Raw genomic sequence first — 20,774 nt, 5'->3', positions numbered from 1 at the left:
ACTTGAAAGCGAGCCAACGGATTTCGCGGAGCCAACCCAAGAGACTTTGCGGAGCTAACTCAAACGGAGCTTGGTGAAGCCGATCGCACGCTTACGAATTGGCTCGCATCAACCGTACCTTCGCAGACTCTAACTGAGGGCTAGGATCGACCGTCACCCACGTTGAGCCATTTCGCTGGCGCGCTTCATAGTGAAGATGCGGGCCTGTTGAAACGCCAGTGCTACCCACTCGTCCGATCACCGCGCCCGGTTCTACCTTTTGCCCAGGGCTGACAAAAATCTCGGAAAGATGAGCATACATCGTGTCTTGCTTGCCGTTTTGGTGTTCCACTACGATCGCGAGTCCATATCCGCCTAAACGATCGGCAATGGCAACTTTTCCTTGACGGGTCGCCAGAATCGGAGTGCCCTGCGCCGCGCCCAGATCGATGCCAGAATGAAATCGCTTGACCCGCGTGATGGGGTGAGTGCGCCAACCGTAGCTCGATGTGACTGGAACAGGCGCAGGTAGAGGATACACGACTTCACCTGTGGGATCGCTGATCTGACCAGACTTAGGAAGATTAGGGTTGTACGCTAGATTCGTCGAGGACGAATTGGTTGAGGACGGATTGACAACGGCATAATCACCATCACTCGACCCAACAAACTTATCGAAGCGACTTGCTTGGGAGTTTGGCGGAGTCAATTGCGGCGTCTTCGGCTCGTTTCTAAACAGAGATTGCTTTGACTTCACAGGACTTTGAGGCAGATTTCTCGATTGAATGATGATCGGAACTCGGTCAACCTCTCGAACCGCCACTGGAATTTGAGTGATAACAGGAGCCTGAGCAACAGTCTGAACGACACGAGGTTTAGCTTGGGGGGATTTAGCTTGAGGCAGTTTAGCTTGAGGGGGGTTGACGATGATTGGAGCTTTAGCAACCTGCGTTGGTTTAGAAAGCGGACTCCTGGCTTGCATCGAGCTAATCGTTTCTAACACCTGCGATCGCACCTCAGAAGCAATTTCCGGGTCTTGTAGAGTTTTTCTGGCTTGCTCAAATTTTTGTTGGGCAGCGAATTGGTAAGCACGAGCAATCAGGGCTTCTTGTCGCTTTGCTTGTTTCGCCGCCTTATCTTTCACTACAATCTCGGCTAACCGCTGTTCTAGCAGCTTTTGCTGCTGCACAACTGCCGGGTTCGCGAGCCGCTGAGCGGACTGCTCTTGCAGGTGTTTCGGTTGATCCAAATTCTTTTGATCGATTTGCTGACCTAAATTTTGTTGACCTACATCAGGAGTAGCTGATGTGGCTCTCTCAGCAGTTGACTTGTTTAAGGGCTTCTCAATCGCAATCCGCTGTTTCACCTCATTCTTAGACTGAATTTCAGTTGCAGATTGAGTTTTGAGGATCACCGGTTCGACGGAGACAGGTAATACGGTTTGAGTAGAAACAATAACGTCTTTTGTGGAGGATATTCTTTTGGGTGTAGATGAAGGAGTTGAGGCCTTAGTTGCTACTTTGGTCGAAACCATCCCTTTTGACGACGATACGGACTTCACCGTTTGAGAACGGCTGAGCGAAGTAGCCTGTGCTTTAAGAACGGGTTTCGGGTCGGCGGCTTGAGAGGGATTTGGGGCTTTGGCAATGGGGTTCGGTGCAGCGGCTTGAGAATTGAGCAAAGTTCTAGAAGGCGTTGCAGAAATTGCGCGAGGGGCAGGCGTCGAGATGATGACTGGAGTTTGAATCGGAATAGGACTCACGGAGATTGATGGAACTGAGATCGATTCCGGAATCGCGATCGCAGGCGTTGGATCTACCTTCGGGTTTGCCTGAGGAAGCGGCGCTTTCTGCTGAGTAACGGCGATCTCTTCTACAGATTTGTCGTTGGCGAGTTGGGCATCTTGAACAGATTGCAATGCCAAGATTGAGGGAACTAGCTCTAACATCGTACTCCTAGCGAGGGAGGGACATCCAGCTAGTACACTTCTCTACGTAGATTTCAGGATGAAATAATCTGTCTATATAAAGAGATCTCATTTCTTCATAGAAACTTTATGCAGAAAAGAGGGTTGCCTCAGAACTAACACAGATATCCAATTGCCAGCCGACGTTGTAACGGATGTAGCGGATGTAGGATTTACATACTCGCCCCCTTAATCCTTCAAGTTTGAGGGAGCTAGAAAGGGGACTCTCCCAATTGGCGGATTGGAGGCAACGCCGATTGTGTAAGTTTCGGGATTAATCCTTCTACCGTTCTTCTACTACATCAAGTCAAATCGCGCGATCGCAACCTAGATAGATCTGTCATAGATCAGCCGTTTCAGCTACATCCGCTACCAATCAATCCTCTTACTGACAAAACTGCTCGACGCAGCGCACAAACATCTCAACTCCCATGCCCAGCGCCGTCTCATCGAAGTCGAACCGGGGATGGTGATGAGGAAAGTCGAGTCCTTTTTGAGCGTTGGCAGACCCCAAAAAGAAATAGCAGCCTGGGATTTCTTGCAAGAAAAATGACATGTCTTCACCGCCCATGGTTTGACAATTGGGAACAACACCGAGCGGTGACTCAATCACAGTTTCTGCGACCGACCGAACCAGATCCGCGATCGCGCCGTCATTGATCACAGGCGGATAGAGCGACTGATAGCTCAAGTCATAGTTTGCGCCGTGGCTTTGACAAATTCCAGCAATAAGTTGCTCGATGCGTCGCTCAAAATACCCCGCATAGTTTGAGTTGAAATAGCGCACCGTTCCACTCAAATGAGCCGTATCTGCAATCACATTGAGAGCGGTTCCAGCGTGAAATTTGCCGACCGTCACAACCGCTGACTCAATCGGGTCAATATTCCGCGCCACGATCGTTTGCAGCGCATTCACGACTTGAGATGCCACCACAATTGAATCGATCGTCTGTTGAGGAATCGCGCCATGTCCGCCTTTACCCAAGATAGTACAGTGAAAGGTTTCTACGGCTGCCATTAGTGCCCCTGCCCTCACCCCTACTGTGCCCAGAGGTAAGTTATTCCACAGGTGGAGTCCTACGATCGCGTCTACATCAGGATTCTTTAAGACGCCAGCCTCAATCATCGGTTTCGCTCCACCCGGACCTTCTTCCGCAGGCTGAAAGATGATTTTGACCGTCCCTGCAAAATCGCGATGATGGGCGAGATAGTAAGCTGTGCCGAGCGCGATCGTCACATGTCCATCGTGTCCGCAAGCGTGCATTTTGCCGTCGTGCTGAGACTTGTAGGGCACATCATTTTCTTCCTGAACCGGCAAAGCGTCCATGTCGGCTCGAATCGCCAGCACTCGACCAGGACGATTGCCCTCAAGGGTTGCGACAATTCCCGTCTGGGCAATTTCAGTTTGGTGAGGGATACCCCAGTCTTGAAGTTTTTGGGCGATAAAGTCGGCAGTTAGTTTTTCTGTAAAACCAAGTTCTGGACGCTGGTGGAGGGTTCTACGCCACGTCACCAACTGGGGCTGGAGCGATCGGATCTCTAAGCGAATGCGTGATAAATGAGCCGAAACGGAACTCAGACTGGTAGAAGACATACAACTGACCTTATTTTTAGATGACGACAGAGAAGCATAGAGAAAATTTTATCCACCTGGTTACAGCTCTTGATTCATGAACAATCAAGGGAGCAAACCCTTAGCATTTACATCCTCTACCTTCAGATTAAACAACTTCAGATTAAACGCTGTGGTAAATGGTCTTCTGTCAGTTCTGCATGCGACGTTTAATGGCACCTGACTTGAAGCATACAGAATTTCTATAGCTATAATTTTCGTCGAAAATTCCTTATACGATCGCAAAGCTGAACAATTTGGAAGATTTGCATTACTGTTAGGGCAAGACAATTAGGTCAAGGCAAATGATTTAGTCAAGACAAATGATTTAGTCAAGACAAACAGCTAATAGGGAGGACAGGAATGTTTACTCAGATCAAGATAGAACGATATATAGCTATATATAATCAAGCTAAGTCAATTGCAGGGTGTTTCCTCAAATTAGGCTCGGCGGCAAATCAGCCTGCGTTCTAGATTCAAAGCATTCTAGATTCAAGGGTGAAAATTATCGACATAATTATCTTGGAAAAACCGCTCTGATTCAAAAATCTGCGCGATTGGCTCCAAGAGATTTGCATTGCAAAGTCAGTTGAATTCTCTAGTACTTAGATCAGACTGCATCTTTACCAATTGGGCATTTTGACGCTTCGGAGTATCTATCATCGTCAGTATCTACTACCGTCTTTTAGCAACAGGGTTAGCTCTGCAACGATCGACATCATGGGAAAAGCAGGAAAGGCACTTAAACAAGTACTGTCTAGCCACGGCATTAGCCAAAACCGCTTGGCAGTGACCATGGGAATCAACCGTTCTACCGTTCACCAGTGGGTGAATGAGATCAGTGACCCTCTAGCTGAAGCTGTCACTGAAGTTATCAAAGCATTGCGGGAACTCGATGGCACTGCCGCCGAGCAGTTTGTAGACCTTTATCTGGAACGGCACGTTCAGGAAGGAGATCGAGACCAGGAAAATTTGTAATTCGTAATCAATCGAGTTGAAAATCTTCAAAGTGTTTGAAGAATCGATAGACTTTTTCTGTCGATCAACAGGTTACGATGCAAACACAAATGCTTTTGATCGAAAACGTGTAGTTCAGAACACCCCGTAAAGTAAGGCACGGACTGGGATCAAGGTAATTACCCCCTAATATTGGCGGGTTTAAATTTCGTGGAAGTAGGTCAAGCCAATGTTTATTCACACTTCTACGATTTAAGCTCCGCTTTGCAAACGCTCAGAGATTAATCTATGACTTATACTATGACTGCCGCTCCTGCTGACAGATTGAGTGCCAAATTACCATCGTCACTCAAACGGTTAGCAGACATTGCGTTCAACTACTGGTGGTGTTGGACACCAGATATGATCTCGCTGTTTCAGACGATTAGCCCTGAGGAGTGGGAGCGCTGTGGACACAATCCGGTCGCTTTACTAGAAACCGTGAGCTATGAGCGTCTGGCGCAACTGACCTGTGATCCCCAATACATGACGCGGTTAGAAGGACTGGCAGATCAGTTCGATCGCTACATGAAGGCGGATAGCACGTGGTCGAGCCGCGTTGCCCCACAAATTACAGCTGAGAAGCCAATCGCTTATTTTTGCGCTGAATTTGGCATTCACGAATCGCTGCCGATCTACTCGGGCGGTTTGGGCATTCTGGCTGGGGATCATCTCAAATCTGCTTCGGATTTGGGCGTACCGCTGATTGGTGTCGGATTGCTCTACCGTCAAGGTTATTTTCATCAGCGCCTCAATGGCAGCGGCTGGCAAGAAGACTATTACACCAACAATCCGTTTGAGCAGATGCCGCTTGAACTGCTCAAAGATGAGGGCGGAGTGCAGCCCCTCAAATTTGAGATTCAGGTTCGCCACCGGACGGTCAAGATTCAGATCTGGAAAGCGCAGGTTGGACGGGTCAGCCTTTATCTACTCGATAGCGATCGCGAGGATAATGATCCCATCGATCGCTGGCTCACCGGGCACCTGTACGGCGGCAACCAAGAAACGCGCATTGCCCAAGAAATCGTGTTGGGTATTGGCGGCGTGCGGGCGCTACAAACCTTAGGCATCGAGCCATCGGTGCATCACTTAAACGAAGGTCACGCGGCATTCTGCTTATTAGAAGTGTGTCGGTTAGAAATTCAGAAAACAGGCAAATCGTTCTACGACATCGAAAAATCGGTGCGCGATCGCTGCGTCTTCACCACACACACGCCCGTCCCAGCAGGACACGATGTGTTCTCCGCCGACCTGATGGATTCGTTCTTCGCCAATTACTGGGATCAGCTCCGGTTGTCTCGTGAGCAGTTCTTAGCGTTGGGTGCTCGTCGATTGGGCGATCCTTGGGAACCGTTTGGCATGACCGTTCTGGCGTTGCGGCTGTGTCGCTCTGCGAATGGCGTCAGCGAACTGCACGGCAAGGTTTCACGCAAAATGTGGACGGTGATGTATCCCGAAAAATCAGAGGATGCCGTTCCGATTGGCTACATCACGAATGGCGTTCATGCGGCAACGTGGGCAGCTCCCCTGATGCAAGACTTGTACAACAGATACCTGGGTGAGGATTGGACAACTCAACTTGTCGATCCCCAAACTTGGGCAAAAGTTGATCAGATTCCCAATGAAGAATTGTGGGAGCGCCATCAAATCCTCAAGGAGCGGCTGATCGCCCATACGCGATACAAGGTGCGTCAATCACGGCAGCAGCGCGGCGAACATGGCGTTTCGATTGAGGCGACCAACCGACTCCTCGATCCAACCATTCTGACGATCGGCTTTGCCCGTCGCTTTAGCCCATACAAACGGGGTGATTTGCTGCTGCGGGATGCAGAACGAGCGCTGAGGATTTTTAGCAATAAAGAACGTCCGGTGCAAATTATCTTCTCTGGTAAGGCACACCCTAGAGACGAAGAAGGCAAGCGGATTATTCAACGGATTATCGAATGGTGTCGCAATCATGGCAATGTCAACGATCGCGTGGCATTTATCGAAGATTACGACATGCATACGGCGCGGAAGTTAGTGCAAGGCGTTGATGTGTGGCTGAATAATCCCCGTCGTCCGCTCGAAGCGTCTGGAACCAGCGGTCAGAAGGTCTGCTTTAACGGCGGTCTGAATTGCAGTGTGCTAGACGGCTGGTGGTGTGAAGGCTACCAGGAAGATGCGAACGGCAAAGGCACGAATGGTTGGGCGATTGGTGAAGACGCCAACACCAGCGACCAAGCCCTGCAAGACCGGATTGATTCCGAGTCGCTGTATCAGCTGTTAGAAGAGGAAATTGTGCCGCTTTACTACGATCGCGATGAGAAGGGCATCCCTCACGGCTGGATTGCGATGATGAAAGGCTCGCTGAAAACGAACTGTCCTGCCTTCAGTACACATCGGATGATCGCGGATTATGTTGCGCAAGTCTATGCTCCCGGAACAAAAGCGTTTGAAATAACGCTGGCAAAAGTTCCACAGCAGAGCAGCTTCTAATTTATCGTCGTAACTCGGTTACTCTCTGTTCGATCCCTCTGTTTGATAATGAGAGTTCGATAATGAGAAAACCGAGTTATGAATGATCTATGAGAAATCCTCCTCAGCCCATTCCTGATGCTTTTAGAGGCGATAGCTGGCGATTTGCGTCCCTCCCAGCAGGTGATATCGTTGATGCCTTCCGTGATCGCCTCATTCCGTTTTTAAACCTACCCCACGACTTACAACCTCTGAACCTTGGGTTGGCCTCAACGCTGCCCATTCCAGGAGTTGTGTTTGATGGGGGGCGGAGATCGCGGCAACTCGCTCAATGGCTACAAGACTCCCAACCTGTTTCTCTCAATTACATTGCAGGTGCGCCCGACGGACTCATTCTAGAAGCCGGAGAGCGCGATCGCTGGATTCTCAACACGTTTGATGACCCAGAGGTACGATCGGCGGCGGAGCAGTATGAACAGCGTAAACACGCGAGTGGAGGGCTGCATTTTCTGCTCGTTCAGCCAGATGATTCTGGGATGACGTACACCGGAGTTTGGTTATTACAGCGTCAGGACTCAGACACCGTAAAGCATTAAAATAAATCCTGGTTTCCTCCTCTAGAAATTTATGTCACAAGCAAAAATCGGCATCATTGGCGGTAGCGGTCTCTACACAATGGATGCCTTGAAAGACGTAGAGGAACTGCGTGTTAAAACACCGTTTGGTGATCCGTCGGATGCTCTGATTTTAGGGACATTGGACGAAACGCGAGTTGCATTTCTAGCGCGACATGGACGAAATCACCATTTGTTGCCGTCTGAGCTTCCGTTTCGGGCAAACATCTATGCGATGAAGAGTTTGGGCGTCCAATACTTGATTTCAGCGTCGGCAGTGGGATCGCTAAAAGAAGAAGCGAAGCCGCTTGACATGGTACTCCCCGATCAGTTTATCGATCGCACCAAAAACCGCATCTCTACGTTCTTTGGAGAGGGAGTTGTGGCGCACGTCGCCTTTGGCGATCCGGTCTGTCTCAATCTAGCGAACGTGCTGGGGGACGCGATCGCAAGTCTCAATCTAACCGATGTGACGCTGCATCGCGGTGGAGCGTACGTCTGTATGGAAGGTCCCGCCTTCTCGACCAAAGCAGAATCAAATTTGCATCGGAGTTGGGGCGCGACGGTGATCGGCATGACCAATTTACCCGAAGCCAAACTGGCTCGTGAAGCTGAAATTGCCTACGCAACACTAGCGTTAGTCACAGATTACGACTGTTGGCATCCCGATCACGATAGTGTCACGGTTGAGATGGTGATTGGCAATCTTCAGCGCAATGCGACCAATGCTCAAAAAGTGATTCAAGAGACGGTGCGACGGTTGACCCAGAATCCGCCTCCGTCCGAGGCGCACTCGGCGTTGAAGTATGCGATCCTCACGCGGTTGGATAAAATTCCTGACGCCGCTAAAGAAAAGCTGAACTTACTACTAGAAAAGTATCTTTAATCGATGACCTGTGGAATTACCGATTAAACGCCTCACCCAAGACCTGCTTGCTACGATCGCATCTCAGTCTCGCATGAGTTCTCGTCAGCGCCAAAACTACAACTTTCACGAATTAGACGAGCGGGTTCAGCGTTTTCTCAACGTTCTACAACCCGGAACTTATGTGCGTCCTCACCGCCATCGACGTGTACCCGATGTGAATGGCTTCGAGTTTTTTTTGGTGCTACAAGGGGCGATCGCGCTGCTGATTCTAAACGAACAAGGTGAGGTGCTGCAAACGGAGCGAATTACAGCCAATGGCGAAACTCGCGGCATTGAGTTAGCCGAAGGAATCTATCACACGCTAATTGCGTTAGAACCCGATACGGTGATGCTAGAGATTAAAGAAGGGCCTTACGATCGCGCCTCCGATAAAGAATTCTTGGAGCAATTTCCAACGGAAGGCACAGTTGAAGCGCAACACTGGGTGAAAACGTGGGAGACTTTCGCCTAAGCAGCGCTTTTTTGGAAGATCATCACGTGTTGTTGAGGCAAACTATTGATCGTTTCTAGGTGAGTTAGTCCCAGCGATCGCAGTTCTTTCTTCGCCTGTTTCTGGGTCATTTTGTGCAACGGTTTGATCATCACAAATGGATTTTCGCCACGATATTCGACCAGTACAATCCGTCCGCTGGGTTTGACCGATTGCGCGATCGCGCTCATCATTTCTCGTGGATACTCCAACTCATGATAGACATCCACCATCAATGCCACGTCAACGCTATTTTCTGGCAGATTCGGACTGGTCAGACTGCTTAAGATCGGTTCAACATTGGAAATCTGTTTCTCTGCTTTGAGCGCATTCAGAATCTCAATCATTTCGGGCTGAACATCCACGGCGTAGACTTTACCTTGAGGCAGGGCGGATGCAATTCGGAAGCTAAAGTACCCGGTTCCAGCACCAATATCGGCGACAACATCGCTCGGCTTCAGACTCAAGGCGGCGATCACTTTTTGCGGTTGTTCTTCAGCATCTCGCCCCGATCGCTCTAACCATCCCGCTCCTTCATAACCCATCACATGAGCGATCTCGCGCCCCATATAAATCTTGCCGATTCCATCTGGATTGTGTCGGGTACGTTGTTCATAAACTGGAGCATCAGCATAAACAACACTCGGAAGCCCCAACCAACACAACCCTATAATCAGCACCAATAAAAGGTTCCGCACCATCACAGTTCTCTAACCACAACGCCTTTACTTTACAAGACAGACTCACGAGAACCTTCACGCTATCGAATTACTTGCTTCTGGCCGCGTCGCCTCTCGTACTTCGTTGCAACCTGTGTGAACTAACTGCGATCGCTTGTACATCAAGCTGCAACTGGTGTGATCGTAGTTCGCACGCTTGTACATCAAGCTGCATCTGATGTGAACTAACTACGAGCATTTGTATATCAAAGTACAACCGAGCAATCCTAACTACTATTCCGGCCGCGCGGATGAACTGATTTTGTCTCAGAAGAAATTCAGAAGAATTGTGCGATCGCAACTCCACTAGCGCTTCGCTCTGCCAAGCTCAAGGAATCGCTCATTAGACTCTCTGCAAGAGTTTTTCCCTCTCCTAGATTGCTTGTAGACTGTTTATCGAATTGCATTCAATCAGGAGTTCTTGTAATCCATGCCTGTTCCTCACCAGGTCAGATCCATTTTCTCGTTCTTCAAATCGTCGGTTGTTCTCAACGTTGTGATTGCAGGATGCGTTGCGATCGCGCTTGTCGTATTTGCAACTCCTTCACGAGCAATGCAGGCGCAAGTTAGTCCCAGTAGTCCTCAGCTAGGAGATACGATTTCGGTCATTGTGCAAGCTCAAGGCGCGGCTCCGACAGTCACAATGGGCGCAAAAACCTATCCAACGTTTGATATTGGCAACAATCGGTATCGTGCCCTCTTGCCAACTACCCCGTTAGATCGTCCGGGAACCCTTGCTCTTAAAGTGAATGCAGGTAGCGGCGTTCAAACGCTAAACGTGAAGCTACGGAATCGCTCATTTCCAACTCAGCGAATTTGGCTTCCCCCCGGCAAAGATGGAGATGGCACAGACTTAGAGTTCGATCGCGTCGATGCCTTCAAAGCGATCGTCAGTCCGCAGAAGTTTTGGAACGGCAAGTTTGCCCGTCCTAACGTTGGGGAAGTAACGACTGGATATGGCTTGCGGCGCTACTACAATGGTGTTTTTGCCAAAGATTATTACCATCGAGGCGTGGATTATGCGGGCAACTATGGCTCTGCGATCGTTGCCCCAGCGGCAGGACGGGTGATGTTGATCGGTCGAGAATCGGAAGGTTTCAAAATTCACGGGAACTGCGTTGGAATCGATCATGGGCAAGGAGTTGAAAGCATATTCCTGCACATGAGCAAAATCAACGTTAAAGAAGGGGATCTCGTTCGAGCCGGACAAACGATTGGTGCCTTGGGTGGCACTGGCGCAGCGACAGGGCCTCACCTCCACTGGGGATTGTACGTTCAGGGTCAATCCATCGATCCCTCACCGTGGAGAACTCAAAGCGTGGAATAAGCTACTGCTCAGTACTGGGGAGCGGTTTCGCCTGTAACCGCTTCACATCCCCTAGAAAATGCCCGAGAAAAATACTGGCAGCGGATGCACGATAGTCAATGAAGCGGACGGACAACAGATCCATCTGTTTATGTCTTCTTCATCCGTTCTATACATCCGCTGTCAACCCAAATTTACCGCTCTTCAGAAATTTTCAGTACGAATGAATCATTCCTGAATATTTATATCTTTAGATGATCCCTGCCCTCCTACCTTAGAAAGATTGTCATATCTCCAGTCCCCATTAAAGTTTCAATAGGTGAAAAACCGGTTTAGGAGATTCATCGAATGTTGCTCGTAGTTTGCAGCTTGAGTGTGAACTGTGAGTCTTAAGTTATCTTTACTGGGAATTTATTTTTATGGAAAATCCACAAGATCTGATCCAAAAAGCTAAGGACGCGCTGCCTAACCTCACTCCGACGCCTCCCGATCTTAAAAAAGAATCTTCAGTACATGATTTAAAGTCCCGCTTAGAGTGGGGTGAGCCCGCACTCACGATTTTAGATGTTCGTCCTCGCGACGCTTACAATGACAGCCATATTTTGGGCGCGATGGAATTTCCAATGGACGAACTTGTGGACTTGGCAAAGAATAACTTTGAGGCCGAGCGTGATCTTTATGTGTACGGCGCAAATGACGCAGAGACGTCTGAAGCAGCCGCTCAATTGCGTCAGGCGGGCTTCAACAGTGTGGCAGAACTTAAAGGCGGACTACAAGCATGGAAAGAGATCGCAGGGCCAACCGAAGGCATTTCCGACTCCCGAACTGATGCTCCTCCCCAGTCTTACAACGTTGCAGAAAACGTTGCCTTCCACGCTAAAACTCAAGAGGCTGACTTTAAAGGCGTGAAGGAGTAAAGGCGTGAAGGAGTAATGCCAACGAATTGGTGTTGAAGCGATCGTCCAACTTGTATAGATTGTGAACGAGAAGAATTCAATAAAGCTTGGCAGTTCTAAAGCGGACTGCCAAGCTTTTTATCAGATTTTAGGGTTGCAAATTACCTAAATTACTCATTACGCGAATCAATATGTGCGGTCGATTTTCTCTAGCCCAGTCTGCTGAAAGTATTGCAGAAACCTTTCAACTTAGTGCAGTTCCAGAGTGGCAGCCTCGCTACAACATTGCCCCGACGCAAACGATCCCCGCGATCGTTCAAACCCTAGAACAGCAGGACCGGACGTTCAAAACATTGCGCTGGGGCTTGATCCCGTCTTGGGCCAAAGACGAATCTATCGGGTCAAAACTAATCAACGCCCGAGCGGAAACGATCGCTGAGAAACCTGCCTTTCGCGATGCCTTTCGGCGGCGACGCTGCCTAATCTTAGCGGATGGTTTCTACGAGTGGAAAACGCAATCAGGTCAGAAGCAGCCGTTTTATTTTCAATTAGAAAGCCATAGACCATTTGCTTTTGCTGGATTGTGCGAGCAGCGAGGTGCGGCAGGCGGCGCGCTGCTCGAAACCTGCACGATCATTACAACCGATGCCAATCAAAGCTCAGCAACAATCCATCATCGAATGCCCGTGATTCTCGATCCAGATGAGTACGATCGCTGGCTCGATCCCCGCGTGACGCAAACCGATGAGTTACGATCGTTGCTCGATCCATACTCAGGCAACCTGAAGATTTATCCGGTCGATCGCGCTGTCAATAGCCCTACTCACGATGCTCCAGACTGCATTCAACAGGTCGCCTAAAACCGCCTCGCGTACAAACCCTAAGGCGAGGATGGTGCGATCGCTGGCTCTACATAGGGCACATTGCCAGGCAAATTGGCAAACTGGGCATCTGGCGGAAATGCCTTTTCTGCGATTGCGCCGGACTGCCCCATAACATTTGCCTGCCCGTCGTTAAACGCAACCAAAACTCCACCGGCGTTTCCAGCTCGGATGACGAGTTGTTTATCTGCCGTCCACGTTTTCTGGCTCCCCTCCAAGAGGACACCTTCAAACTCGGTTTTGCCGTCAGCCACGACTCGCACCCACGATTGCTCCGTCAAGGTGACACCCAAACGCACTGACTTTTGAGCGCCTTTCGGCTGATTCTTCGTACCCGCCTTACTAACACTTAATTGTGCCGGGCTGACCGGGCCCAACGTGACCGATGGAATCGGTCGAAGCGTTTGCAGATCTGCCGTTGCGACTGGAGATTGAGCAGAGCGATTCACCAAGAGCGACAGCCCATTTACGGCAGCAACAATCAACACCATGTAGAGCAAATATAAGTGCATCGGGCGCAGTTGCGCTCCCGGCAGGCTCCGCCATGATCGTGTAGAACGAAAGGCGGGTAATCCTGAAATCGTCGGAAACTCGCTGGCGAACTGAACACCATTTAGCCCGAGCGCATTGGCGTACTGACGCAAGAAGCTATGAATATAAACCGCTTCTGGCAGTTCCTCTAGCTTGCCTTGCTCGATCGCGCGTAACAGTCGGGGCTGAATTCGAGTTTTGCCAGCAATCTCTTCCAAAGGAATGTCTTTCTGCTGGCGCAGATCGCGAAGACGCATTCCTAGCTCGGTCAGCCGTTCGGACTGCTCCCGATTGTGCTGGGAAATTTGCCTCTTCATACGCTACGCTCCTTCACCTGTGCTGACAACATGACGACTTGTGGACCACTATGAGATTTTAAGGGGGACTTTAAAGAAGAAATTTCAGAGGGTTTCAAAAAACGGTACGTTCCGGGAGCAAGAAAAGTGTCACCCTGCCGCAAACTGATAGAGCCGATCGCACTTCGATGCAGGCGTCGAACGGGATGCCCTAGCTGCTCTGCAATCCGGCGAATTTGTCGGTTCCTGCCTTCTCGAAGCACAACGTGCAGCAGGGTTTGAGACTCTGAACGACGAATCACCTTGACTGTAGCAGGCAATGTCTGCCGGGTGTCTAACATAACTCCCTCTCGCCATTGCCGCAAGACCAACTCTGAGGGAAACCCTTCTACCCAAACTTCGTAGGTTTTAGCAACGTGATGGCGAGGATGGGTCAAATAGTTCGTCAGTTCGCCATCGTTTGTTAGGAGCAAGGCTCCGGTCGATTCTACATCTAAACGACCGACTGGATGAAGACCCTGGTGATACCGAAGTTCGGGAGGCAGCAAATCTAATACGGTGGGGCGATTTTGCGGATCAGTGCAGGTCGATACTACGCCAACCGGCTTGTTGAGCAGCAGATACAGTCGAGCCGGACGCGCCTCAACCTGTACCCGCTTGCCATCCACTTCAACGAGATCGTGAGTCGGATCGGCTTTTTGTCCAAGCTCTGCGATCGCACCATTCAGCCGGACTCGCCCCGCCACAATCATCTCTTCCGCTTGTCGGCGGGAGGCGATACCCCATTGGGAAAGAAGCTTTTGCACCCGTTCTTGCATACAAACTCGATGGCGGAACCTGTGAAACTGCTGGATCTCTATCAATCACTTACATACATTCAAATTACGGAAGTAGCACCTGTATAAATACTAATATGTATAAATATTACACGATGATGGATTCCGTTAAATAGCGTAAACTGCCCGCGTAGATGCGCTAAAAGTTCACGGATTGCAGGGGGGGCGTGCTGTCTAGCGTACAGGGAGATGCTTCGGTGGAGCAACAAAAACTAGTTTGATTTCAAATTCAAATCTTCTATGTCAGTTTAATAACGAAGAATAACTTAAAGGAAGAACAATTTGCAGCCAAGCCCCTCCCGTCTCAGGGTGGTTTCTAGCGTAAACAGTGCCGTGGTGGGCTTCAACGATCTGCCGAACGATCGCCAGTCCCAACCCACTACCACTACTCGGCTGGAGCGAAGTCGCGGTAGAATCACGCGATCGATCCAGCCGCGATCGGGAGGGATCAGCCCGATAGAAGCGATCAAACACGTGAGACAACGCTTGCCTAGGAAACCCTTGTCCGTGATCGATGACATCAATTTTCAACCACACGTTCTCGCCGGTGTCGTCCTTTTGAAGATGAACGTGAATCGGCTGCTGATTCGGACTGTACTTGATGCCGTTATCAAAAAGGTTGAGAAACACACGGTGCAGTCGCGCCTCGTCGGCGGTCACGATAGCTGACTCTAGACCTGTATGCTCTAAGTGTAGTTGTTTTTCAGTCGCTAAAGGTTCAAGGCTACTCCATGCCGCATAGATCAGTGAGGTTACATTTACTTTTTTCAGGCGAAGTTGCTGAGTTGGATTCATCTCTAGCTGACCTAGATCCAACAACTCTTGCACGAGCATGCTGAGCCGGACTGTTTCATTTAGCAGCCGATCAACCCAATCGCGTAGGGGTAGCTCTAGCCGAGATTGCAGCGTTTCTGCCACTAAACGAATGGAGGTCAGCGGCGTTTTCAGTTCGTGAGCGACATCTGATGCCCAGCGATCGCGCTGTTGAGTCAACGTAAAGGCTTCTTGTCGGTTTTCTAAAAACACACCAACCGCCCCATCAGACAGAGGAATTGCTGATCCTCGAATCGGGGTTGTTCGAGGATCAGTCACATTTTCGGTATCGACGGCTGCTGGGTAGAATAGCCACTCGCGCTGCCGGGGTTGCTGGGAATTCCGAGTTTTTTCGATCAGCGAATCGAGTTCGTACGATCGCACCAATTCCAGCAGCAGTCGTGGAGAATGTTGAACTCCAAACTGAATGCCCAGCAGCTGACACGCTTGAGGATTGCACCAAATCAGTTGATTTTCTTCATCGACTTGAATGTAGCCAATCGGTGCCGCGTTGACAATTTGTTTCCACGTTTCGATCACGTGCTCTAGATCGTGATTGATCTCCTGGTGATGCGCGATCGCAAGGGTCAGTTGTGAGGTCAGCGAAATTCCTACCCCTGCCTGATCCGTACTGAGAGCATGAGTTAGCTGCTTTAGCCGAGAACTCAACCGCATTCGATAGATCAGCAATGCAGCACCACCGATCGCCAGTCCAAGCAGAAACCACAAAAAGCTCACAACATGATTCTAGAGAAAAAGGGGCGCGTCGCCAGTGCATCCAAACTAGCTTGCACTAGCCATAGTAGTGATTACAGCCACCATTTACAACCCTAGCGGATTATTCTGACCCTGGGGAGCGGCAGAGTATAAAGCGCTAGAAAACTGTAAATCATCTGAATCAGTGACCAAGAACTTAGCCAAATCGGTAGCCGAACCCCCGGACCGTGACTAAATATTCAGGATTACTCGGATCGCGCTCTAGTTTTTCTCGTAGCCAACGGATATGAACGTCAACGGTTTTACTTTCTCCAATAAAGTCAGGTCCCCAAATTCGTTCTAGAAGCTGATCTCGTGACCAAACCCGTTTGGGATGCGTCATGAACAGTTCCAGCAGCTTAAATTCTTTTGGAGAGAAGCTGACGAGATCGCCCCGGACAGTGACACGGCATTCTTCAGGATAGAGCGTGATGCCTTGATACTGTAGAGTCAAGGACTTGGGTGCAGTCTGAAACTGCTGATGCCGACGCAGCAAGGCCCGACAGCGAGCAACGAGTTCTCGCATTCCAAAGGGCTTCGTGAGATAGTCATCTGCCCCGACTTCTAAGCCTACAACGCGATCGGTTTCGCTACCTTTGGCACTCAGAATCAAAATCGGAATGCTATTTCCTTCGCGCCGCATCAGGCGACAGAGATCCAAGCCATTTACATACGGCAACATCAAGTCGAGAATGATGAGATCAATGACAACTCTGGGAGCAGCGCTAGACGGCTTTCCTAGCGAGGCTTGCAGCAAATCTAATGCTTGGCGACCATTGGATGCAGCGGTTACATCGTACCCTTCTTCTGTCAGCGCGAGGGCAATGGTTTCTCGAATCAAATCTTCGTCTTCGACCACTAAAATGTGTCCAAGGGTGGACTTAAACTGAGCGGTCGTCGCTTCTGCAATCAAGGTGGGTGGCATAACTAACGCTTCAAGACAACTGTGCAGATACCGAAATAGCTGTGTCGGGCCGATTCTACCATTGTTTAGAATTTGAGTGCGAATCGATACATTCTCTTTTAATACAGTGCTATTTAGATGAGGATTGGGTTAGAAAATTAGCAGCCACAGTGGAATAGTCAGCAACATGCTAACCGTACTGAGGGCAATACAACTCGCTGCAAGGTCACGATCGAGATTGTATTCTTCTGCCAAGATTAAGCTTGCAAAAGCACTGGGCGTCCCTGCCATTAAGATTAACGAAAGTCTAGTATCTCCTGACAGTCCTAGGAGCGTTGTGCCAATGCCGACCAAGGCAGGTAGAACCAACACTTTGAGAAAGACAGGAATGGCAGCAACTTTTAAGCTATTCAACCCTTGGAGTTGACCCAGACGCATTCCCATCAAAACAAATGAAGTGGGAATTACAAACAGCAACGCCGAGTCTGCGATCGCGCTCCCCCACGGCGCGAACTCGACCGATTGCGTCAAATAACCCGCTGCAAATGCCCATAGCGTCGGCACCGTCACCATGTCCCGTAGCAGCATCCACCAATGATTTGGCTGCTCAGATCTCCCATAGTAACTAGCCAGCAAAACTCCAACACCATAGGTTCCCACCAGGTTTTGCGTGACGCTAAACAGCACCGCCCAACTCATATCTCCTGCTTGTAGCAAAGTTGGAATAATGCCTAGCCCTATAAACCCAGTATTACCCAGCATAGAGGCAATCACAAAGGTTCCTTGGTGAGGGCTATCTAGGGGCGGGATGGGAGGCATCCACACGTTTGATCTGCTCTGTTTTAGAGCAATCAAGCCTCGTAGAGTAAGCCAGGCTAAAACAATGCCCACGCCGAGGGTTGCGATCGTCACCACCGGAGCCAAACTGAGGGTTGGATCAAAATGCGTATGCCGCGCCAACCCAAAAAGCTGCCAGGGCACACCGACCCAATAGAGACTCCGACCCAGCAAGCGAGGAAACGTTTGAGGCAAAAACCGAAGCGCGATCGCTCCCAATCCTGTCCACAGGATCAAAGGAGTATAAGCATGCAAAAGAACTTCAATCATGCCCACTGCACCGGGCGACACTGTCAAATAATCTTAGCGAAATCAAGCCCTCCTGTCTCAAAGCATTGTGCAGATGGGGAGCGCAGCACGTTCTCTCAATCGCTATTCCCAGTCTTTGATCCGCCACTGATTATCTTGACGCACCATCGTGTATTGCACTTGCATGTCGCGATCGGTCTGTGTGTCAGATGGTTGCGAGCCTTGGAAGTACTTTCTGATTTCGGTGACCGTTGCGCTCACGATCGCTTGGTTCGGATCGGTTTGGCTCACATCTACGCTATCGATTTTGAGCGAGTGTTCATACTGAATGGCTAAGTTATCTCGTTTCGCCTCTTCCGAGTTACGCTGCCACTCGGTTAGCTTCGGCTCAGCTAAAATTTGAGCTAGCTTTTCAGGGGAGTGCGTTTGTCCCATTGCCGCTTGCTTAGCGCTATACCAAGCATCAAGAACAGCTTGCGCGGTTGCTTGGTTCATCTCCCCCGAAATTGAGGCCGCTTCAGATGCCTCCGGCAAGGGAACAACTGGCTGATCGAGTTGTACTAACAGTGGCTCACTTGCAGGACTCGTGCTACTCCCGATTAGCGATCGGACAGATTTAATCAAAATAAATCCCAGCAAGCCTGCCGCCGCCACTCCTAGCAGCAAAATTGGCAGACGGTTCCTTCCCGTCGAGCCCTCGCCTCGACGGGAAGGAACCGCGTCTGCTTGAACGCCACTACGATTGGCTTTACCAGACTCCGAAGCATCTCCTCCCGGCGATCGTCGAACCGAGGGATTGCGCCCGACTGGAGATTTTACTTCTTGCAAACTGCCTTCTGACGACCGATTGGCAAAGCGCTCAGCAGGCGACAAGGTAACTACAGTAGACCCTGCAGCCGAGGTTAGGGTTGCCGTTGCCGCCCGAGAACCGAATTGCTCAACCGACACGGCCCCAGTTGAGCGGCCATTACGAGTCGCAATTTTAGAGTCCTGAGTGGCTTCCTCCTGGCGACGGTTCCAACTCTGAGTGAGCGACCAGTCGTGTCGGCTTTCTGCTTCAGTGGGCAGTTCTTCAAGATAGGCTTGCACCTGCTCGTCTGAAAAGTAGCTTTTCAGCAAGGCTTGCTGCTTGGCGAGGTCACGAAAGTGCGGAAAAACTTCATCTTGCAGCCACCGTTCTGCATACAAACACAGTCCGGGCAGCAGGTCAGGAGAGCCTTGAGAATTTTCACGAATAAACGCAATTTGCTCGTATTCTTGACTGAGTTCTAAAACTCGACTCGCTTCTTCAGTTTGTCCTAATAGCAAGGCGCAAACCGCTTGCTCTAAGTGGACATCTTGACGGCTTCCTAATCGCGCTAGCATTGCCTTCGCTCGGCGGATCAGGGCGGGCTGCTGCTGGGCAAATCCGCGACCAAGGAGGGCATAGACTGCCAGATAAGTTGCTACAGCAGAGGGGCGACGGGATTCTTCTTCAAACAGAGTCTGCTGTTCTTCCGCCGTCAAGTAGCCTCGTAGCTGTTGAATAAACCGCAGAAAATCATCAATGCTTAAACCGGACTGGTCGTTTCCGGCGCCGTCGATGCCGCCCCGTTCGTGTAGCATGTCCTTCAGCAGCCGGATGCCTTGCTGCCGATCGTTGTTGTGTTCAATCGGCAGGGCTAACAGTTCCAAAATGCGATAGGGGCGCAGCTTATATAAATCCGAGCCAATCTCATGACGAACGCTGGCAAATAACCCTTCCCGTAAGAGTAACTCTTGCCCTGTTTCTAGCGCTTCTGCGGCATTTTCGTACTGCCCTTGATGCCATTGTTCGCGGCCCAATTCTAGGCAGGACAACGCAACTGTTAGCACAATATCGGGTAGCACTAGTTTTGGATCGCCAAAGCGCCCATCGCGCAGATTGGTTGTGCCACTACTGAGATAAGGACGCCCCAATCGCAGAACCAATTCGTACTCGCCGAGTTCTTGCAGCACAAGGAGCGCCCCGATTAACTGGCGATCGTCAATTTCGATCGTCGGAGTATTAACGTCTAAGGCATCGTCCGCCAGCCCTTCCGGTGGGTTGGACTCAAGCTCATAAGTTGACGCGAGAAAACTCTCATCATAGTCCTGTCGCTGCTCAGGATTAGACAAAACAGCATATGCCTGATCTAGCAGACTTTTGCGAGTAGCAATTGCCGCTTCAGAGTACTCTCGTCGCGGAAGTTGGAGAGTGCGATCGCGATGAGCCTGCCGCAACTGCTCAGACGTTGCCTGATTTGGCAGACCCAGAATCCGATAATAATCGAGCGGTATACGCACGGTTAACTTCCCCAACAGTCAAAAGTGATTAGCGGACGTGACGAGCGAATGAGAGCCATCATACCCCGTCTCAGCAGAAACGGTATTTTACCCTAAATAAAGCGTAGTCATCTGTTCATCAGTCTTAAGGATAGATAGAATGTTCAGGCAATATCAGATGATAGCGGTCTCACTCTAAAGTTGTCTAACATGCAGAGTGTTCGAGGAACGAGTGTTCTAGAAACCAAAATTGTTCTAAAAACCAATATTAATAGAGAGCAGATCTTAACCTTAATAGAAGATGAAGCTTTAGGCATTTGTCTGCGGTTACCGCTATCATCCTCCGCCGACTGTTTGATCTTTGACCCACCAGAAAGGTATTTTAGATTAAATTATGAGTGCTGACGCTTTTTGTCGTTAGCCCTGTTACATTCTGTCCCTAATTG

At 50.0% G+C, this 20,774-nt stretch carries 18 protein-coding genes; 8 read left to right on the top strand and 10 right to left on the bottom strand.

The features are described from left to right. Window positions 1-91: 91 nt before the first annotated feature. A complete protein-coding gene (locus AC5I6P_RS01415) occupies window positions 92-1,927 on the bottom strand; it encodes a M23 family metallopeptidase (RefSeq protein ID WP_495691974.1) in 1,836 nt (611 codons plus the stop codon). Window positions 1,928-2,330: 403 nt separating this feature from the next. Continuing rightward, window positions 2,331-3,539, bottom strand: coding sequence for a M20 family metallopeptidase (locus AC5I6P_RS01410; RefSeq protein WP_495691973.1), 1,209 nt, complete (start codon window positions 3,537-3,539; stop codon window positions 2,331-2,333). Window positions 3,540-4,277: 738 nt separating this feature from the next. On the opposite strand from AC5I6P_RS01410, the gene AC5I6P_RS01405 reads away from it, so the two are divergent. From AC5I6P_RS01405 to AC5I6P_RS01385, 5 genes are all read left to right on the top strand, one after another. Next, window positions 4,278-4,535: a helix-turn-helix domain-containing protein gene (locus AC5I6P_RS01405; protein WP_495691972.1), complete on the top strand. Its 258-nt coding sequence runs from the start codon at window positions 4,278-4,280 to the stop codon at window positions 4,533-4,535. Window positions 4,536-4,802: 267 nt separating this feature from the next. Then, window positions 4,803-7,031 carry an alpha-glucan family phosphorylase gene (gene glgP, locus AC5I6P_RS01400; RefSeq protein WP_495691971.1) on the top strand — a complete coding sequence of 743 codons (2,229 nt, stop codon included), beginning with the start codon at window positions 4,803-4,805 and terminating at the stop codon, window positions 7,029-7,031. Window positions 7,032-7,120: 89 nt separating this feature from the next. Further along, window positions 7,121-7,606, top strand: a complete 486-nt coding sequence (locus AC5I6P_RS01395; protein WP_495691970.1) for a Tab2 family RNA-binding protein — start codon at window positions 7,121-7,123, stop codon at window positions 7,604-7,606. A 31-nt stretch (window positions 7,607-7,637) separates the two neighbouring features. Next, complete coding sequence (locus tag AC5I6P_RS01390) at window positions 7,638-8,510, top strand: S-methyl-5'-thioadenosine phosphorylase (RefSeq protein WP_495691969.1); 873 nt, start codon at window positions 7,638-7,640, stop codon at window positions 8,508-8,510. 10 nt (window positions 8,511-8,520) lie between these two features. Then, the gene (locus AC5I6P_RS01385) at window positions 8,521-9,003 is read left to right on the top strand and encodes a WbuC family cupin fold metalloprotein (protein WP_495691968.1); all 483 of its coding nucleotides are present in this window, start codon (window positions 8,521-8,523) and stop codon (window positions 9,001-9,003) included. Here the strand turns inward: AC5I6P_RS01385 and AC5I6P_RS01380 are convergent. After that, window positions 9,000-9,722: a class I SAM-dependent methyltransferase gene (locus AC5I6P_RS01380; protein ID WP_495691967.1), complete on the bottom strand. Its 723-nt coding sequence runs from the start codon at window positions 9,720-9,722 to the stop codon at window positions 9,000-9,002. The genes AC5I6P_RS01385 and AC5I6P_RS01380 overlap by 4 nt on opposite strands. Before the next feature lie 448 nt (window positions 9,723-10,170). Between AC5I6P_RS01380 and AC5I6P_RS01375 the strand changes: the two genes are divergently transcribed. Continuing rightward, window positions 10,171-11,067: a M23 family metallopeptidase gene (locus tag AC5I6P_RS01375; protein WP_495691966.1), complete on the top strand. Its 897-nt coding sequence runs from the start codon at window positions 10,171-10,173 to the stop codon at window positions 11,065-11,067. A gap of 1 nt (window position 11,068) precedes the next feature. On the opposite strand, the gene AC5I6P_RS01370 is transcribed toward AC5I6P_RS01375, so the two are convergent. Further along, on the bottom strand, window positions 11,069-11,191 hold the full coding sequence (locus AC5I6P_RS01370; RefSeq protein WP_495691965.1) for a hypothetical protein: 123 nt from the start codon (window positions 11,189-11,191) through the stop codon (window positions 11,069-11,071). 274 nt (window positions 11,192-11,465) lie between these two features. On the opposite strand from AC5I6P_RS01370, the gene AC5I6P_RS01365 reads away from it, so the two are divergent. Then, window positions 11,466-11,963 carry a rhodanese-like domain-containing protein gene (locus AC5I6P_RS01365; RefSeq protein ID WP_495691964.1) on the top strand — a complete coding sequence of 166 codons (498 nt, stop codon included), beginning with the start codon at window positions 11,466-11,468 and terminating at the stop codon, window positions 11,961-11,963. Between the two features lie 170 nt (window positions 11,964-12,133). After that, complete coding sequence (locus AC5I6P_RS01360) at window positions 12,134-12,802, top strand: SOS response-associated peptidase (RefSeq protein ID WP_495691963.1); 669 nt, start codon at window positions 12,134-12,136, stop codon at window positions 12,800-12,802. A gap of 20 nt (window positions 12,803-12,822) precedes the next feature. On the opposite strand, the gene AC5I6P_RS01355 is transcribed toward AC5I6P_RS01360, so the two are convergent. The 6 genes from AC5I6P_RS01355 to AC5I6P_RS01330 all read right to left on the bottom strand — a co-directional run bounded on the left by AC5I6P_RS01355 (window position 12,823) and on the right by AC5I6P_RS01330 (window position 20,349). Further along, complete coding sequence (locus tag AC5I6P_RS01355) at window positions 12,823-13,671, bottom strand: helix-turn-helix domain-containing protein (RefSeq protein WP_495691962.1); 849 nt, start codon at window positions 13,669-13,671, stop codon at window positions 12,823-12,825. Next, a complete protein-coding gene (locus tag AC5I6P_RS01350) occupies window positions 13,668-14,468 on the bottom strand; it encodes a pseudouridine synthase (RefSeq protein ID WP_495691961.1) in 801 nt (266 codons plus the stop codon). Before AC5I6P_RS01350 ends, AC5I6P_RS01355 begins: the two co-directional genes overlap by 4 nt. A 261-nt stretch (window positions 14,469-14,729) precedes the next feature. After that, window positions 14,730-16,037: an ATP-binding protein gene (locus AC5I6P_RS01345; RefSeq protein WP_495691960.1), complete on the bottom strand. Its 1,308-nt coding sequence runs from the start codon at window positions 16,035-16,037 to the stop codon at window positions 14,730-14,732. Window positions 16,038-16,212: 175 nt separating this feature from the next. Next, window positions 16,213-16,980 (bottom strand): winged helix-turn-helix domain-containing protein, encoded by a 768-nt coding sequence (locus tag AC5I6P_RS01340; protein ID WP_495691959.1) that lies wholly within the window; start codon window positions 16,978-16,980, stop codon window positions 16,213-16,215. 129 nt (window positions 16,981-17,109) lie between these two features. After that, window positions 17,110-18,066, bottom strand: a complete 957-nt coding sequence (locus AC5I6P_RS01335; RefSeq protein WP_495691958.1) for an AEC family transporter — start codon at window positions 18,064-18,066, stop codon at window positions 17,110-17,112. A gap of 102 nt (window positions 18,067-18,168) precedes the next feature. Further along, window positions 18,169-20,349 (bottom strand): IMS domain-containing protein, encoded by a 2,181-nt coding sequence (locus AC5I6P_RS01330; protein ID WP_495691957.1) that lies wholly within the window; start codon window positions 20,347-20,349, stop codon window positions 18,169-18,171. Between the last annotated feature and the right edge of the window lie 425 nt (window positions 20,350-20,774).

This window comes from Myxacorys sp. (assembly GCF_059501405.1).
Note: the sequence above shows the minus strand (reverse complement) of the source record. Positions and strands in the feature narration are given on the sequence as shown.

Excerpts from the sequence above, each read along its gene's own strand:
- AC5I6P_RS01355 (WP_495691962.1), bottom strand. The coding sequence starts at position 13,671 with ATGAAGAGGCAAATTTCCCAGCACAATCGGGAGCAGTCCGAACGGCTG.
- AC5I6P_RS01405 (WP_495691972.1), top strand. The coding sequence starts at position 4,278 with ATGGGAAAAGCAGGAAAGGCACTTAAACAAGTACTGTCTAGCCACGGC.
- AC5I6P_RS01335 (WP_495691958.1), bottom strand. The coding sequence starts at position 18,066 with ATGATTGAAGTTCTTTTGCATGCTTATACTCCTTTGATCCTGTGGACA.
- AC5I6P_RS01360 (WP_495691963.1), top strand. The coding sequence starts at position 12,134 with ATGTGCGGTCGATTTTCTCTAGCCCAGTCTGCTGAAAGTATTGCAGAA.
- AC5I6P_RS01365 (WP_495691964.1), top strand. The coding sequence starts at position 11,466 with ATGGAAAATCCACAAGATCTGATCCAAAAAGCTAAGGACGCGCTGCCT.
- AC5I6P_RS01410 (WP_495691973.1), bottom strand. The coding sequence starts at position 3,539 with ATGTCTTCTACCAGTCTGAGTTCCGTTTCGGCTCATTTATCACGCATT.
- AC5I6P_RS01375 (WP_495691966.1), top strand. The coding sequence starts at position 10,171 with ATGCCTGTTCCTCACCAGGTCAGATCCATTTTCTCGTTCTTCAAATCG.
- AC5I6P_RS01350 (WP_495691961.1), bottom strand. The coding sequence starts at position 14,468 with ATGCAAGAACGGGTGCAAAAGCTTCTTTCCCAATGGGGTATCGCCTCC.
- AC5I6P_RS01390 (WP_495691969.1), top strand. The coding sequence starts at position 7,638 with ATGTCACAAGCAAAAATCGGCATCATTGGCGGTAGCGGTCTCTACACA.
- glgP (WP_495691971.1), top strand. The coding sequence starts at position 4,803 with ATGACTTATACTATGACTGCCGCTCCTGCTGACAGATTGAGTGCCAAA.
- AC5I6P_RS01380 (WP_495691967.1), bottom strand. The coding sequence starts at position 9,722 with ATGGTGCGGAACCTTTTATTGGTGCTGATTATAGGGTTGTGTTGGTTG.
- AC5I6P_RS01415 (WP_495691974.1), bottom strand. The coding sequence starts at position 1,927 with ATGTTAGAGCTAGTTCCCTCAATCTTGGCATTGCAATCTGTTCAAGAT.
- AC5I6P_RS01340 (WP_495691959.1), bottom strand. The coding sequence starts at position 16,980 with ATGCCACCCACCTTGATTGCAGAAGCGACGACCGCTCAGTTTAAGTCC.
- AC5I6P_RS01370 (WP_495691965.1), bottom strand. The coding sequence starts at position 11,191 with ATGGATCTGTTGTCCGTCCGCTTCATTGACTATCGTGCATCCGCTGCC.
- AC5I6P_RS01395 (WP_495691970.1), top strand. The coding sequence starts at position 7,121 with ATGAGAAATCCTCCTCAGCCCATTCCTGATGCTTTTAGAGGCGATAGC.